Consider the following 17,090-nt stretch of genomic DNA (forward strand, 5'->3'; position numbering starts at 1 on the left):
ATACCTGTTATGTTCCCCATTCCGTCTAACCAGAAAATCATTTGGTTTGATCAAAAACTGTTTCCTGATGCCAACTCATATAATATCAATATAGGGGTGCGCATTAAGGGAAATATTGATACAACTTTATTTGAACGGGCTATAAATATACTTATAGCACAGAATGATGTACTACGCTCCGAGTTTTGCGAAGTGGAGGGTATACTGCATGTCCGCATCCGGGCAGTTGGCGTAGCTTTCAATTTAAATTTTCAGGATTTTTCAGGTCGGGAAAACAGCGAACAGTTTTGCATGGCCTGGATGATTGAAAAGTCCTACCAACCCTTGTCGTTTGCAAAAAATGAGTTCTATTCCTTCGTATTACTTAAAAAGGCTGATAACGAATATTACTGGTATCTGCAGATCCATCAACTTATTGCCGATGCTTATAGCGTTGGCCTGATGATTAGCAAACTGGCCTCTATATATGAGTCACTGATCAGGGATGAGCGTATTGCAGAAATAACAACGGCATCTTATACTGCGTATATTCAGGAAGAACAGGATTACTTCAATTCGGTGAAGTTTGAGCAGGATAAAAAATACTGGACAGCAAAATTTTCAGCCGCTCCCAAAGCCATTTCAGTAGGTATCCGGGATCAAAAAAAAGACCAGGTTCAATCTCAGAACATAAGAAAGCAGTTGTCTATCAGCAGGCCTTATTATAAAAAATTACAGCACTTGACCGCACAGCAGGGAGTCACCACGTTTCACTTTTTTCTTGGTTTACTTTATACTTATTTCGCCAGGATAAACCAAATAACCGATCTGGTTATAGGGGCCTCTTTGTTTGATAATCCCGCATTTAAAAACACATTGGGTTGTTTTTACCGCACCTTGCCGGTGCGAATGGATTACGGAGCTACAACTACTTTTACTGAGCTGCTTTCCTTCATTAAAAATGTGCTTTCAGAAACTACTGCACATCAGCAATTCCCGGCGGGTGAGATCTTAAATATAGTAAAAGCTGCGGGCTCCGATCCCTCAGCCTTATTTGCTATTTCCTTGTCTGTTGAAAAACAAGCGAAGGATATTCTTTTTAACGGATATATGACAGAAATAATTGATTTACAATGCAATGCAAAAAAAATGTCACTCGCCGTTGCAGTACGAGAAAACGCTGATGATGAGCATATTTATATTGATCTTGACTTTAACTCCATTCATTGGGATGGGTTTTACATCGAACAATTTTTAGAACAATTCCTTTTTTTATTAGAAACCCTGATCAACAATCCGGAACAGGCTATCGGGTTAGTGCAGATCATTCCGGAACAAACAAAAGCTTTATTACTCAGGCCCGGGCCTGTAACCAAAATATCCCCCGGTACATTAACAGCACAATTTGAAAAGGCAGTCAAAGACTATGGTAACAACCTGGCCCTGGAATTTGAGGGTGAAAAACTGAGCTATGCTGAATTGAATAAGCAATCAAACGCTTTGGCACATTACCTGCGCAATCAATTTAAAGTATCATCGGGGCAGATTATCGCGTTCAGTATTCCAAAATCAAACAGTGCTATCATCACTATTTTGGGCATACTGAAATCGGGTGCAGCCTACCTGCCAATCGACCCCGCTTATCCCGAAGACAGGAAACTATACATGCTGGAAGATTCAGGAGCCTCCTTATTACTCGCTCAAAGTGATACCGGGATTCTCTCATTCAAAGGCAAAACTTTATTTGTGGATCAACAGGAATACCTTACTGAAAGTAAAACTGATCTTTTACCGCTCCATGGCCTGACTGATCCTTGCTATATAATTTACACAAGTGGCTCCACCGGTAAACCCAAAGGCGTAGTGGTTAAACATGAAGGCGTGGTGAATATCGTGCTCGATTATATGAGGGCGTTTCATATTCAACCAACAGAACGATGTTTGCAATTTGCCTCCTTATCGTTTGATGTTTCGGTGCTGGATATTTTCATGACCTTATTTTCAGGGGCAGCCTTATTCCCGGTATCAAAAGATATTATTGCTGATTTTAACAGCTTTGCTACCTTCATTAAGGAAAACAGCATCGATGTATTAGTATTGCCTCCTTCTTACCTCCGAAATTTGAACAAGGCATGTTTGTCAAAGGTCCGAGTATTAATTACTGCCGGGGAAGCCGCAATCCCCCGGGAAGAATTACAACTCCGCGACGATCAGGAATATTACAATGGTTATGGTCCGACAGAATGCTCTATATGTGTTACCCTTTATAAAGAAACAGATAATACAAATATCAATGTGCCTATTGGCAAGCCCATCAGTAATACACTGGCATTTATACTGGATAACAATCTGCAATTATTGCCATACGGCGTTCCCGGCGAAATTTTCTTTACGGGAATAGGTTTGGCCAGGGGCTATCTGAATAACCCGGAGTTAACTGCCGAAAAGTTTATCCCATCGCCTTTTGAACAGGGTAAACTGTTATACAGAACTGGAGATATTGGTAGGTGGCTGGCCGATGGCAACATCGAATATTCAGGAAGAAAAGACGACCAGGTAAAGATAAGGGGGCACCGGATTGAGCCCGGAGAGATTGAAGTAGCTTTAAAACTTCATGCGGCGGTACAAAACGTTGCTGTTGTGATAAACGAATCTCCTGAAAACGAAAAGAGTTTGTATGCCTTTATCGTTACACTAAGTGATGTGACAGCTGACGCATTGCATGCCTTTTTGAAAAAGAGCCTCCCGCATTACATGATTCCCGACAGGCTTTTTATTGTACCCCAAATTCCGCTTACTATAAATGGCAAGATAGATAAAAAGGCGTTGTTAAGTAATATCGCATCGGGATCAACCAAAGAATTTGTAAAACCGGCAACTCCAAGCGAGGTTTTGGTTTCTGCCATCTGGCAGGAATTACTTGCTGTTGAACAAATCAGCACCACAGACGACTTTTTTCAGTTGGGTGGCCATAGTTTAAAGGTTGGCCGGTTTATCAACAGGGTGTATAAACAAACGGGTATTAAGCTGGTATTTAAAGCGGTTTTTCAATCACCTGTGTTAAAAGATGTGGCGCGACTGATCGATGCCGGACAAAAAACAGTTTTGACCGAATTTGTAAAGGTTCCCCAGCGTGATCATTATCCCTTATCGCCATCGCAAAATGGCATCTGGCTTACTTCGCAACGCAGTGGACATGAAATACTTTACAATATCCCGCTCGCCTTTATAGTAAAAAACAAGCTTGATTTTAACGCATTACAAAAAGCATTTGATGCCCTTATTAACAAGCATGAAGCTTTGCGTACCTCTTTTACGGAAATTGGCGGGCTTCCATATCAAAACATACAAGCAGAAATAAAGCCCCAAATTGAGATCAGTCATTTTAATAAAGATATAAATAACCAGGTTGCTAATCTGTTAGCCTCACACCTGCATACCCGGTTTGACCTGGTAAACGGACCTCTTTTCAGGGTTAGTCTGGCGTATTTGAGTAATGAAAAATCACTTGTGGTATTCACCCTTCACCATATTATTGCCGATGGCTGGACTACACAGTTATTACTTGACGAACTAACGGAAAGCTATCAATTGCTGATTCAGGGAAAACCGATCAACAACGCCCAACAATTTCAATATAAAGATTATGCCGCATGGCTTCAGAAAATGATTGATGGGCCGGAAGGCGAAAAACAAAAAAGCTACTGGCAAAACAAACTGAAAAACACTCAACCGTTTTCTTTGGCCCGCTACGCCGGTAATAATACGGAGGGGCAAAAAGAAGGTGCCATTTATACGGTCAATTATTCGCCTGAGATAAAACACGGGCTCAAACAAATTGCAGAGCAATCAGGAAGTACCCTGTTTATAATTCTACAGGTCTTATTGAAAATTCTGCTCTTTAAGCTTACCAGGCAACGCGACATTATCATTGGTACTGCCGTATCCGGCCGAACAAAAGAGGAAACGGAAAAAATAGCAGGCTTGTTGATCAACACACTTGCGTTATATGACCAGGTTGAAGGGCATGAAACTTTTGCTGCGTTTCTGCAACAGGCTAAAGCCACGGCCTTGGAAGGATTGGAAAATCAATTGCTGCCATTTGATAAAGTTGTTGAATTGGTTCAACCGGAAACAAACGCGCTGTTTGATGTGATGATCTCTGTGGATGACCAAAAACTGCAAAGCAGCAATGATATTTTCAGCACAACAGATCCTATCCTCGATTTGTTAAACGATGTTTATAATGTAACCAAGTTCAATATCATCTTTAGCTTTGACACCAGTGAACAGGGTTTAGAACTCCGGATACTATATGATACCAGCTTGTTTGCCAGCAGTTATATCAAACTTATAGGCCGGTATTTTGATAACCTGGCCACACAGGTGACCGCCAATACAGTAAGTAATATTGATCATTATGCACTTTCATTTGGCAACGAGCCGGAACTTTTTGACCACCTGGACGTTTCCGGGGCCGTATTTGAATCAACCTATCCGCTTACAACATCTCAGCGCGATATTTATTTAACCAGCGTACTTGATCCGCAGGGTGGTGGTTTACGCCTATTGGCTTACTTTGAGATCCCAGGTTATATTGATGAAAACGATTGGAAAAGGGCCATTGAAAGGGTAACAAAGCGGGAGGATAGTTTACGCTCCGCTCTGATCATTAAGGATACCGAAGTATTTCAGGGAGTAAAAAAAGAAGCCGAAATCAGCTTTGATTTTTTTGATGTGAGCGATCAAAAAATTGATGATCTTAATCTGTTGGTAAAAAAATACTGCGATGATAACCAGGATCTGAACAAACCTTTTTTCAAGCATTATTTATTCAAAATAAATGAACAGCATTTTATAACGGCAACAAGCGCGCATCATATTTTCACGGATGGCGTTTCGTTCAAATTGCTGGTTGAAAAAATAGATGCGGAATACCATTTGATTAAAGCAGAGAAAGCTTTTGAAATTCAGCCGATAGTTCCTTATCGGGAATATGTTTTTAATCATCTAACCAAATTTGACACCCATGTAACCGAACAATTCTGGCAACAACAATTATCAAATACGCAGCCCTTATCTTACGCGGGGGCATTGGCAGCAGATGACCAGATCGTATCAGATGTACTGTATCTTTCCGATGATGAAATGCTGCAGATTAGCAATTATTGCAGTAATCATAAACTAAGACCGCCGCTTTTTTTTAAGGCGATCTATGCATTGCTTGTCAGATATTACTGTAATGCCGACCATGATTTCTGCATCCGCGAAAACCTGGCCGGCCGCAGCAGACGGCAATCAGCTATGATTGGGAGCTTATCTCATTGTTTCCCATTGCTTATTGAACATGACATCGTTAAAAACACGCTTTCATTTCCTGAGCTATGTCAATATCTGAAACAACAAAAAAACTCTGCTAACGAGTTTCAGCATATTTCCCTGTCTCTACAAAACCGTATTATTGGCGACGAAAAGTTATCGTTCTTTTATAATTACCAATATTTCAGCGCACCGGACACACAGTCGGCTATAAGTCCGCTGCAACAGGTTTACCACCTGATGGATAATCAATTGGAGCTAAGGATTGCCGAAATGCCGGATACATTTGAACTCAAGCTCGATTATAATGAACGCATTTTTAACGGAACGAATTTCCTGGCGCGTATCCGCCATATTTTAACACAAATTATACATGATGACCTTCCGCTAAACAGGATTCAGTTTTTAATTGCCGATGAGTTGTCAGAACTCAAAGCTTTTGGTCACCACGCCGGTCAAAAAGCAGAGAAGAATATTCTGGAGCTTTTTGAAGATCAGGTTAGGGTACACCCTGATAACACAGCCATTGTTTTCCGGAATAAAACAATAAGTTATGCTGATCTCGATGCCCGATCAGATATGGTGGCGGCACATCTGCAAAAGCTGGGTATTGTAAACGAAGATATTGTTGCCATAATGGTGGAGCGCTCGGCGTGGATGATCATAGCGTTACTGGGTGTTTTAAAAGCAGGCGCCGCATATTTACCCATTGATCATGAGTATCCACAGGAACGAATAGCTTACCTATTAAGCGACAGTAAAGCGTCCGTATTATTAACACATGCCACATGGCAGGAACGATCAGACGCTGACACAAAAGTGGTCATCATTGAAGATATCAAGGCAGATCGTCTCCCTGAAAAAAGACCGGTGAAACCGCACCAGCTCGCCTACGTCATCTATACTTCGGGAACAACCGGGCAACCCAAGGGGGTAATGGTTGAGCATCAGTCCCTGAATAACATAGCCCGTGCCTGGACACAGGCTTATGGCTTAAACACGTTTAAGGTGTCGCTGCTACAAATGGCGAGCTTTTCCTTTGACGTATTTACCGGCGATGTTATACGGGCACTCACCAACGGCGGCAAACTGGTTATTTGTCCGTCGGAGACCCGTTTGGAGCCAGCATCATTATATGAACTTATCCATGAACACCAGGTAAATATCTTGGAATCTACACCCGCTTTGATCATACCGCTGATGGATTATATTGATGCGCACAGCAAAGACATCAGCTTTTTAAAATTACTGATCCTGGGCTCAGATATCTGCCCTATAGCTCACTTCAGAAAGCTGGTAGAAAGGTATGCCCCAGCGATCAGGGTCATCAACAGCTATGGTGTTACCGAGGCTTGTATTGATTCGGGTTTTTATGAGGCCAGCGCAGATGCATTGCCCACATCAGGCAATACGCCTATTGGCAAACCGCTTGAAAATTATACCTACCGGGTTTGTAACAGCACACAGCAAATGGTGCCAATTGGTGTACCTGGGGAGTTGCTGATAGGAGGCGATGGCATTGCGCGCGGATACTTAGGTAAAGAGGTTTTAACAGCCGAAAAATTTATAACAGCCCCCCATGATCATCAAAGAATTTATAAAACAGGAGACGTAGTACGCTGGCTTCCCGATGGCAACCTCGAATTTGCGGGTCGTAAAGACGACCAGGTAAAACTACGCGGTTACCGTATCGAGCTGCAGGAAATTGAAAGTATTGTTTTATCACAACCAGGTATAAAGGAGGCGATCGTTACAATTCACGGAACCGAAAACGAGAAAGAATTGATAGGCTGGTATATCAGCAAAACGGGCAATCCTATTACCAATCTAAAGGGGAGTATAAAGCAGCATTTGCCGGAGTACATGGTGCCTGCACATTTTATTTTGCTCGATAAGCTCCCTTTAACACCCAATGGTAAGATCGACAAGAAAGCATTGCCCGATCCATTGGCATATATAGATGGTGATATCCAGGTAACGGATACCCCGGAAACCGAAACGGAGCATTTACTATTGGCCATATGGCAGAATATTTTAAAAAGGACTCATATCGGTACAAAGGATAGCTTTTTTACATTGGGTGGTCATTCCTTAAAAGCCACCAATGCCGTTGCCCGCATATTCAAGGCCTTTCAGGTTAGCCTGCCATTGAATATTTTCTTTAACAACCCAACTATACAGGCTCAAGCAGCATATATTGACCGGCAACAAAAGGAAACCCGGGAACTGATCAAACCAGTACAGGGCAAAAGTTATTATCCTTTATCGTCTTCCCAAAAAAGATTATACCTCCTGCATCAGATAGAGGGCTCAGAAAATAGTTATAACTTGCCCAATGCTTTCTGGGTACAGGGAGATATCGATGCGGATAGGTTAGAACAATGTTTTATTGATCTGATTGCGCGACATGAGATATTAAGAACGGCTTTTACCATGCGGGATGGGGAGCCAGTACAGATCGTTAAAGATCAGGTTTCTTTTAGGATCGAACGTACAACCCCATCTGGTAGAGATATAGATCGTATCATCAGCTCCTTTGTGCAAACTTTTGACCTGTCTGCACCACCCTTACTGCGTACTCATTTATATGATTTTGAAGATCAGCGAAAACTGTTCCTGCTGGATATGCACCATATTATTTCGGATGGTGTTTCTGCAAATTTATTGACTGGGGAATTGATCAGGCTGTATAACGGCGAAAAACCGGAAATCCCTCATATCCAGTATAAAGACTTTGCGGTATGGCAAAATCAGTTCCTGACATCCGAAACAATAAAAGAACAGGAAAAATATTGGCTGGAACGATTTTCAGATGAAGTGCCGGTGCTCAACCTGGAAACAGATTTTGCAAGGCCAACCCTAAAGTCCTTCCGTGGCAGGAAAAAATACCGCCAATTGGCCGATGCTATTTGCGCCGACCTGGAAAAAATGAGTAACCAATGGGGATATACCGTTAACCAATTACTGTTAACCATATTTAAGGTTCTGCTTTATAAATATTCGGGTAACGAGGATATTTTAGTGGGTACACCCGTAGCCGGGCGTACCCGGGCCGAGCTGGATCATACACTGGGTATGTTTGTAAATACGCTTGCCCTAAGATCATCCATTTCGGGCGGTAAAGTTTTTAAAGATTTTTTAGCCGAGGTAAAACAAACCAGTATTGAAGCTCTGAAAAATCAGGATTACCCGTTTGAGTTGCTGATTGATAAACTGGATATCAAGAGGGACATGAGCCGCAACCCTTTGTTTGATGTCATGTTTTCCTTTTTTCATGAAGAGCAAGCAGAGCTTCGCCTGGGGGATGCTCGTTTTGAACCGATCAGCAATATTGATGAAAGCAGTAAGTTCGACCTGCTTTTACAGGCTACTAAAACCGATAAGGGAATTGATCTGATACTGGAGTACAGCACCGATCTTTTCAGTGATCATACCGCTTCGCAGCTCCTTGATCATTATGAGCATCTGCTCCGGGAGATCATGCCCAATCTTAACAAAACCATTGGCGAGATCAACATCCTTACACCCGCAGAGGAAAAACAGATCCTGACCAATCTTAACAATACCGCTGCTAATTACCCTGCGGATAAATGCCTGCATCAGCTATTTGAAGAACAGGTTTCCAGGTTTCTCCAAAAAACGGCGTTAGTGTGGAATGGGCAGGAGATCAGTTATTCAGAACTCCATACAGAAGCTGACTGCGTTGCCGCCGCCATACGATCTGCTTTACCATCGGCAAAAAATCCCATCATTGCCGTTCTTCTGGATAGGGGCCCGGAGATCATCGTAGCTCTGCTGGGTATCCTGAAAGCCGGTGGTGCTTATCTGCCGATCGACCCCGATTACCCGGCGGAGCGTATCCAATATATGCTGGATGATAGTACAGCCCCTGTACTGATCACCCATTCGGCCATTAACTCCGTTTTTAATTACAATGGTACGATCATACAAATAGATCGGTTAGAAAGTTTCGGGTCTTATACTGGCGTTACGGTTATGCCGGATGATCTGGCGTACATCATTTATACATCGGGCTCTACGGGCAAGCCCAAGGGAGTTATGATCGAACACCGGAATGTGGTACGGTTGTTATTCAACGATAAAAATCTATTTGATTTTACAGAAAAAGATACCTGGACACTTTTCCATTCCTATTGTTTTGATTTTTCTGTTTGGGAAATGTACGGCGCTTTATTGTTTGGAGGCAAGCTGGTTATTGTTCCAAAAATCGTAGCACAAAGCCCCAAAGAGTTCTTGCGCCTATTGAAAGATCAAAGAGTCACCATACTGAACCAAACACCCGGCTCTTTTTATAATATTATCGAGGAAGAGATGGATCAACCCGAATCAGCTATCGATATACGCTATGTGATATTCGGTGGTGAGGCCTTAAAGCCCGGAAAGTTAAAGCCTTGGAATGAAAGATATCCAAATTGCAGGCTGATCAATATGTACGGCATTACCGAAACTACGGTACATGTAACTTATAAAGAAATAACCAGCCGGGAAATTGCGCGCAACACCAGTAACATCGGCAAACCGATCCCAACGCTTTCATTGGTGATATTGGATCGTGATGCCAAGCTGGTTCCTGGAGGCGTAGCCGGAGAACTCCATGTTAGCGGCGCCGGTCTGGCCCGGGGCTATCTTAACCGGCCTGAGTTAACCACGGAGCGATTTATTGACCATCCTTACATTTCCGGTGAAAAAGTGTATCGTACCGGCGATCTGGCCAAAATGCTTCCCAACGGCGATTTTGAATACCTGGGCCGTATAGATCACCAGGTAAAAATACGCGGTTTCAGGATTGAGCTTGGCGAGATAGAAAACAAGTTATTGTTGCACCAGCAAGTAAATGATACACTTGTTATTGACAAAGACGATGATACCGGTACTAAATATTTATGCGCCTATATCGTAAAAAGCGGGCCGCTGATGAGTATTGAATTAAGAAAGCACCTGGCGACTTTTCTCCCCGACTACATGATCCCGGCCTTTTTTGTGATCATGGAAAGTTTTCCTTTGACAGGCAATGGAAAAATCGACAGAAAGCGCCTGCCGCTACCTGAAGGAACAGATCAATCCGCTGCAGTTTATGAAGCCCCTGTGACCGCAGTAGAACAAAAACTGGCCGAACTTTGGCTGAAAGTATTGAACGTATCACGGGTGGGTTTAAATGATCATTTTTTTGAGCTGGGGGGGCAGTCGTTAAAGGCGGCTCAGTTAGTAGCTCTTATCCATAAACATTTTCAGGTAGAGGTATCCATCAAAAATATATTTACTACGCCTTATTTCCGCGACCTGGCTGCATTGATCAGCGATGGAACCCAGTCATTGTACCATACCATTGAGCAGGCACCGGTACAATTGAGCTATCCGGCATCATCATCAGAAAAGAGGTTGTTTATCCTGAATCAGATCGATAACTCCGGCGTCTCTTACAACGTTCCGGGAGTATATGCCATTGATGGCAATATCGACATCGAAAAATTCCGGCAGGCAGTATTAGCCATCACGAACAGACATGAAATTTTGAGAACCTGTTTTGTTATCGAAAACAAGGAGGTAGTGCGGAAGATAAAGGGGGATATCCATTTTGATGTGGCGCTCATTAATGGCGACGATGACGCGCTTACAACTGCTATCAACACATTTATCGAGCCTTTTGATCTTTCCAAAGCTCCTTTAATAAGGGCGAGCTTGTTAACAACAAATTCCGGACAAAATTTTTTCATGATCGATATGCATCATATCATCGCGGATGGAGTTTCTGTAGATAATTTCATTCGTGAGCTTTCTGCTATGTATAGTGGGGAGGCGTTATCTCCATTAAACATACAGTATAAGGATTTTGCGGTTTGGCAAAAAAACTGGCTATCCTCGGCAGGTGCAGGTGCGCAAAAAGCATTCTGGCAATCGCAATTTGCAGACGAGATACAACCTGTAAATATGTCGGCCGACTTTAACCGGCCACTTACCAAATCATATGCAGGGGATGTGTTTAGTTTTCAGATCCCTGAACAACTTATTGCGGATATAAAGAACATCTGTAAGGCAAACGGCGCAACCCCCTTCATGGTGATGCTGGCCGCCTATAATGTCCTTCTTTCCAAGTATAGTAGCCAGGAGGACATCATTGTTGGTACCCCGGTTTCCGGTCGTTCCCATGCTGATGTTCAGGATCTGATCGGCATGTTTGTGAACACGCTTCCTTTACGAAACTTTCCGGCCGGTGATAAAAGCTTTACAGACTTCGTACTTGAAGTAAAAGAAAACGTCTTAAAATCATTGGAAAATCAGGATTATCCGTTCGAGCAATTGCTTGACGACCTGGAGATCAAACGCGACGTGAGCCGTAACCCGCTTTTTGATCACCTATTCACTTACCGTACAGACAATATCAAGGAGTTACAAGTAGCCGACCTTCGTTTAAAAAATATCCCGGCGCCGCAGCATGTCGCCAAAATGGATCTGTCATTAGAAATAGTGGAAGAGGAGCAAGGCAGTCTTTTCGCCGTCATAGAATACGCTACCACGCTCTTCAAGCCGCAAACCATAAAAAGACTGGCCCTGCATTTCAACCAGGTACTGGAACAGATCGTCATCAATCCTCACATCAAGTTAAAAGACATTGAATTAGTTACCGCAGAAGAAAAAGAGCAGCTCATTCATCAGTTTAATTATCAAACCGGTGGCCCTAAAATTGAGGACGCCAGACATATGTATGATCTGTTTGAGGAGATCGCTGCCCGTTATCCTGATAACGTAGCCGTTGAAGCAGGGGCTGATACCATCACTTACAAGATTTTGGGTGAACGCGTAATTCAGCTGGCGGATATTTTAATTAGTAAAGGCTGCGCCCCGGATAAAATAGTGGGACTATATACTGATCGCTCTGTTGATATGATAGCCGGCATTCTCGCTATCCTCCGGTCAGGAGCGGCCTATTTGCCTATTGACCCGGATTATCCGCAGGATCGAATTAAATACATGCTGGAAGACAGCGCTGCCGTTTTAGTGATCACTCAAAGCGAGCTAAGCCAAAATCTTCCATCCGCTGTTAATCAACTTTTCCTGGATGATTTACATGGATCGTCCGAAGCAGTAAAACGTGTCGACCGATCGCCTAGTGACGTTGCTTATGTGATATACACCTCCGGCTCAACCGGTAAACCCAAAGGGGTACAGATCGAACACCGGTCGTTATATAATTTCATTTTTTCTAACGCAGCAATATATAACAACGGGTTTAGCGGTAATGATATCTGTACTGCTTTCAGTTCCGTTTCATTTGATGCCAGTGTATTGGAAATATTTATTCCATTGGCCTTTGGCGCTAAGCTGGTTATCGTTCCCCGGAAAGATGTATATGATGTTCATACTTTGGCAGATATCCTGGTTGAAAAACAGGTTACCTTCAGCTTTGTTCCACCATCTTTGCTTCGCCCGCTTTACCAGGTTTTAAAAAACAAAGAGACATTGCACCTCAATAAATTAGATGTAGGCGCCGAATCTGTAAAGGATGATATTTTGCGTGATTATGCCGGTCTGAAGAGGGATTTGCAAATCGTAAATAGCTATGGCCCTACCGAAGCTGCTATAGTTAGCGCCTGTTATCCATACACCTTAGCAAATATGCCAGGTGGTAACGTGCCGATTGGCAAACCTATTCATAATGTACGCCTTTATGTGGTAAATGAATACATGAAACTGCAGCCGGTGGGTGTGCCGGGAGAGCTTTGCATTGCAGGAGTAGGACTGGCTAGGGGCTATTTGAACAATTCCGAATTAACCAAAGAAAAATTTATTGACAACCCGTTTGAACCCGGACAAAAACTATACAAAACCGGCGACCTAGTTAAATGGCTGCCCGACGGAAATATCGATTTCATCGGGAGAAAAGACCAACAGGTAAAGATCCGTGGCTTCCGGATAGAACTGGGTGAGATAGAAGCAAAGCTGATGGCTCATCCCGAAGTAAAGCAGGTACTGGTCATAGATAAAACAGACAACAGCGGAAACAAGTTTCTTTGTGCCTACATTGTCAGTACTCAACAATTACCATCGACAGAATACCGCACTTACCTGAGCAGGGAATTGCCAGTTTACATGATACCGGCTCACTTTATTACGTTGGAACGCTTCCCATTAACCAAAAGCGAAAAAATTGATCGTAACGCACTTCCAATGCCTGATACAGAAACCAAATCGCTTAATCATGAATTGGTGGTGCCGGCCAATGCGGCCGAAAGAACGTTATTGGAGATCTGGAAAACCGTATTGGAACTTGATCGCATAAGCGTTATCGACAACTTTTTTGAACTCGGTGGCAACAGCCTGAAAGTGATCAATATGCTCAGATTGGTCAAAGATTCGATGGGGGAGGTCTTAAAAGTAAATGATCTGTTTGATAAACCCACCATCCGGGAGCAGGCTTCTGTCATGTTAAAAAATCATGTAAATAGTATAGATAACACCAAAAAAGCAAGAAGAGTAGAGTTTTAACCCCTAAAAATAAAATCAATAATGATCATCAAAAACATCGCGATAATAGGTGCCGGCGTAATGGGACAGGGCGTATCCTATCAATTTGCAAAGTATAACTATAACATTACACTGATTGATATTGCCGACAGCGCCCTGGAAAATGCCAGAAAAAACATCCGGAATATTGAACGCCTTGACAAAATGTTGCACAAATCGACAAGCAATGTCAATGTATTGGATAAGATAACTTTTACATCAGATCTCTCTACCCTTTCCACAGCAGATTTCATTATTGAAAACATTACCGAAAATATAACGCTCAAAGAAACGCTGTACCAGAAAATAAAGGCGCATATAGCCGATCATGCTTTGTTGGCTGTAAATACGTCGGCGGTGTCTATAACTCGGTTGGCCTCCTTTTTAAAGCATCCGCAAAATGTAATGGGTATTCATTTTATGAATCCGGTGCATCTAAAGCCCACCGTTGAAGTGATTAAAGGATATCACACTACTTCTGAAACCATTGATGCCACGCAAGAGCTTTTACAAGCCGTTAATATGACCGGCGTTGTAGTAAATGATATGCCGGGATTTATTTCCAACCGGGTGCTGATGATCACCGTAAATGAAGCTGTTTTTGCCTTACAGGATGGCGTAGCGGGAGCGGCAGACATCGACAAGATATTCAGGGAATGCTTTGGTCATAAAATGGGACCGCTGGAAACAGCCGACCTGATCGGGCTGGATACTATTCTGTATACCCTTCATGTATTGTTAAGCAGTTATAACGATACCAAATTCCGACCGGCACCCCTACTTACCAAAATGGTCGATGCCGGCTTGCATGGCAGAAAAAGTGGCGAAGGCTTTTATAAATACAACTAAATACATCCAAAAAATCTAAAAAATGACATCATCAACCCAAACAAACACCAAATCAACGATCAGAAATTTTCTTCAAAAAAGAATAGGCTCCGAAGTAAGTTTTACCAACGAGGACGACATTTTTAAACTTGGCCTTGTCAACTCGCTGTTCGCTCTTGAACTGGTGGTGTTTCTGGAAAACACATTCAACATAACCGTTGAAAATGAAGACCTAAACCTGAACAACTTCAGCACATTGAATAACCTGGAACAGTTTATTCAAAAAAAGAAAAACTAATAATATCCTGACTCATGGATCTGGAACTAACCGCCATACAAAAAGAACTAAAAGCTGAATTTAAAGCCTTTGTGGATAAGGAATTGCTCCATCAGGCTAATGAATATGATAAGCAGGGTTTTATTCCCCAGGAGCTTATTCAAAAACTTGGCGCAAGCGGTTATCTCGGAGCTACCATCCCGGCGCAATTCGGTGGGCGGGGGATAGATCAGATCAGCTATGGCATTCTGAATGAAGAAATAGGCCGGGCCTGTTCATCAACACGGAGTTTAATAACCGTGCACTCCTCGCTCACCGCCGAAACCATACTTCGCTGGGGAACAAAAGCACAAAAAGAAAAATGGTTACCCTTGCTTGCCAACGGCACAAAACTGGCGGCTTTCGGCCTGTCAGAACCTGAAGCAGGCAGCGATGCGGCAAGCATCAAAACAGCATACCAGGAGCAAGGTTCGGGCTATGTATTGAACGGTCATAAAAAATGGATCACCTTTTCGCAGATAGCAGATTTGTTTGTGATCATTGCACAAGGGATAAATGGCATAACCGCATTCGTAGTAGACCGTGATACGCCCGGCCTAACCATAAAGCCCTTGGATGGAATTTTAGGAACCCGGGCTTCGATGTTAGGTGAAATATACTTAAAAAACTGCGAGGTGCCTGCCGAAAACATATTGGGCAAAATTGGTTGGGGATTACAGCAAATAGTAAGTACCGCTTTGGATAACGGGCGGTATAGTGTGGCTTGCGGCTCATTAGGTATAGCCAGGGCTTGTCTCGAAGACAGTATCCATTACACTAAAACACGAAGCCAGTTTGGTCACCTTTTGAAAGATCATCAACTCATTAAGCAAAAAATCACCAATATGATAATCGAAGTAAAAGCAGCCAGTCTTTTGTGCCGCAATGCCGGTTATCTGCGTGATAAAAAAAACCCCTATAGTATTATACAAACCAATGTAGCTAAATATCATGCATCACGAATAGCCAATACTATTGCAGCAGACGCGGTACAGTTACATGGTGCCATAGGGTGTCATGACAGTCTTTCCATCCAGCGCTATTTCCGTGATGCCCGCATTATGGAAATTATTGAAGGCTCAACAGAGATTCAACAGATACTCATTGCCGACCATGGCATAGCAAGTTTAAGCTCCATTTTATAATCAACAGCATGACAGGCATTCAATCTATCAAAACATATACACCCGGCACTCCGTTGCCCATCAATACCCTACAGGAAAAGGAATCACTGAGCGAGAGTGAGTTGGTCTATTTTAACACCTGCGGCATAAATACTATTTATGATTCCGGGGATATTACCAGCTATGAATTAGCCAAAGGCGCCTGCGAAAAACTCTTACAGGAAACCGGAACAGAAGCCTCATCTATTGACCTGATCATTTATTTACAAAGCAGGATGCCCGAGCATTTTATCAGCTCAGAAGCAACCCGTTTACAATATGATATCAAAGCACATAAGGCACTTAGCTTTGCCATATCCAACCTGGGTTGCGCAGATAGCTCGATGGCCTTAAAACTTGCTAAAGATTTTTTGATTGCCAACCGTAAAGCCACAAATGTGCTGATCTGTTATGGCAATAAGTTATTTTCCAATTACCGTTTTCGTTACCCGGTTACCATTATGGGCGACGGTGGCGTAGCAGCATTGATTTCCAGAACAGATGACCACCAGATCACAGACCTGCATATAGAGACAAACGGGCATTACTGGGACCTGTTTAAACTGGAATATCGTGGTAAAAGCTTTGATCAATATAAAGAAGAGTGCAGCGATATCAGAAAGTATGGCTTTGAACTGGCCATTGAAAGTAAAAATCGCTTCAAGGAGATCAACGATTCTATCTTAAAACGCAACGGACTTTCGGTACAGGACATCAGCCATTTTATGTTACAGAATATCTCATCAAGAGCATATGAATATTATCAATCGGCCTTTGATATCCGGATTTCCCCGATATGCGCTATGAATCTTACCCAGTATGGGCACCTGGGAGCCGGGGATATTTTTCTGAACTATCAAACCGGTATGGAATCGGGAATATTTCAAAAAGGGGAAAAGATATTGATCATGAACAACAGTCCGGTAGCCGCATGGAGCACTTTGTTAATGGAGGTTTAAAAT

General features: G+C 42.8%; 5 protein-coding genes. All 5 read left to right on the forward strand.

Annotation, left to right across the window (positions count from 1 at the left end):
* Positions 1-9: 9 nt before the first annotated feature.
* The 5 genes from FHW89_RS18595 to FHW89_RS18615 are packed head-to-tail and all read left to right on the forward strand — an operon-like array spanning position 10 to position 17,087.
* A complete protein-coding gene (locus FHW89_RS18595) occupies positions 10-13,803 on the forward strand; it encodes a non-ribosomal peptide synthetase (protein WP_172336559.1) in 13,794 nt (4,597 codons plus the stop codon).
* A gap of 21 nt (positions 13,804-13,824) precedes the next feature.
* Positions 13,825-14,670 (forward strand): 3-hydroxyacyl-CoA dehydrogenase family protein, encoded by an 846-nt coding sequence (locus tag FHW89_RS18600; protein ID WP_172336560.1) that lies wholly within the window; start codon positions 13,825-13,827, stop codon positions 14,668-14,670.
* A 22-nt stretch (positions 14,671-14,692) separates the two neighbouring features.
* The gene (locus FHW89_RS18605) at positions 14,693-14,947 is read left to right on the forward strand and encodes an acyl carrier protein (protein ID WP_172336561.1); all 255 of its coding nucleotides are present in this window, start codon (positions 14,693-14,695) and stop codon (positions 14,945-14,947) included.
* Between the two features lie 14 nt (positions 14,948-14,961).
* Entirely contained in the window at positions 14,962-16,110 is a 1,149-nt protein-coding gene (locus FHW89_RS18610; RefSeq protein ID WP_172336562.1) for an acyl-CoA dehydrogenase family protein, read from the forward strand.
* An 8-nt stretch (positions 16,111-16,118) separates the two neighbouring features.
* Positions 16,119-17,087, forward strand: coding sequence for a 3-oxoacyl-[acyl-carrier-protein] synthase III C-terminal domain-containing protein (locus tag FHW89_RS18615; RefSeq protein WP_172336563.1), 969 nt, complete (start codon positions 16,119-16,121; stop codon positions 17,085-17,087).
* Positions 17,088-17,090 lie beyond the last annotated feature (3 nt).

Source organism: Mucilaginibacter sp. SG564, assembly GCF_013149275.1.
Taxonomy (GTDB): Bacteria; Bacteroidota; Bacteroidia; order Sphingobacteriales; family Sphingobacteriaceae; genus Mucilaginibacter.

Bases quoted from the DNA above. Each gene is read 5' to 3' on its own strand.
- FHW89_RS18595 (WP_172336559.1), top strand. From the start codon at position 10: ATGTTCCCCATTCCGTCTAACCAGAAAATCATTTGGTTTGATCAAAAA.
- FHW89_RS18610 (WP_172336562.1), top strand. From the start codon at position 14,962: ATGGATCTGGAACTAACCGCCATACAAAAAGAACTAAAAGCTGAATTT.
- FHW89_RS18605 (WP_172336561.1), top strand. From the start codon at position 14,693: ATGACATCATCAACCCAAACAAACACCAAATCAACGATCAGAAATTTT.
- FHW89_RS18615 (WP_172336563.1), top strand. From the start codon at position 16,119: ATGACAGGCATTCAATCTATCAAAACATATACACCCGGCACTCCGTTG.
- FHW89_RS18600 (WP_172336560.1), top strand. From the start codon at position 13,825: ATGATCATCAAAAACATCGCGATAATAGGTGCCGGCGTAATGGGACAG.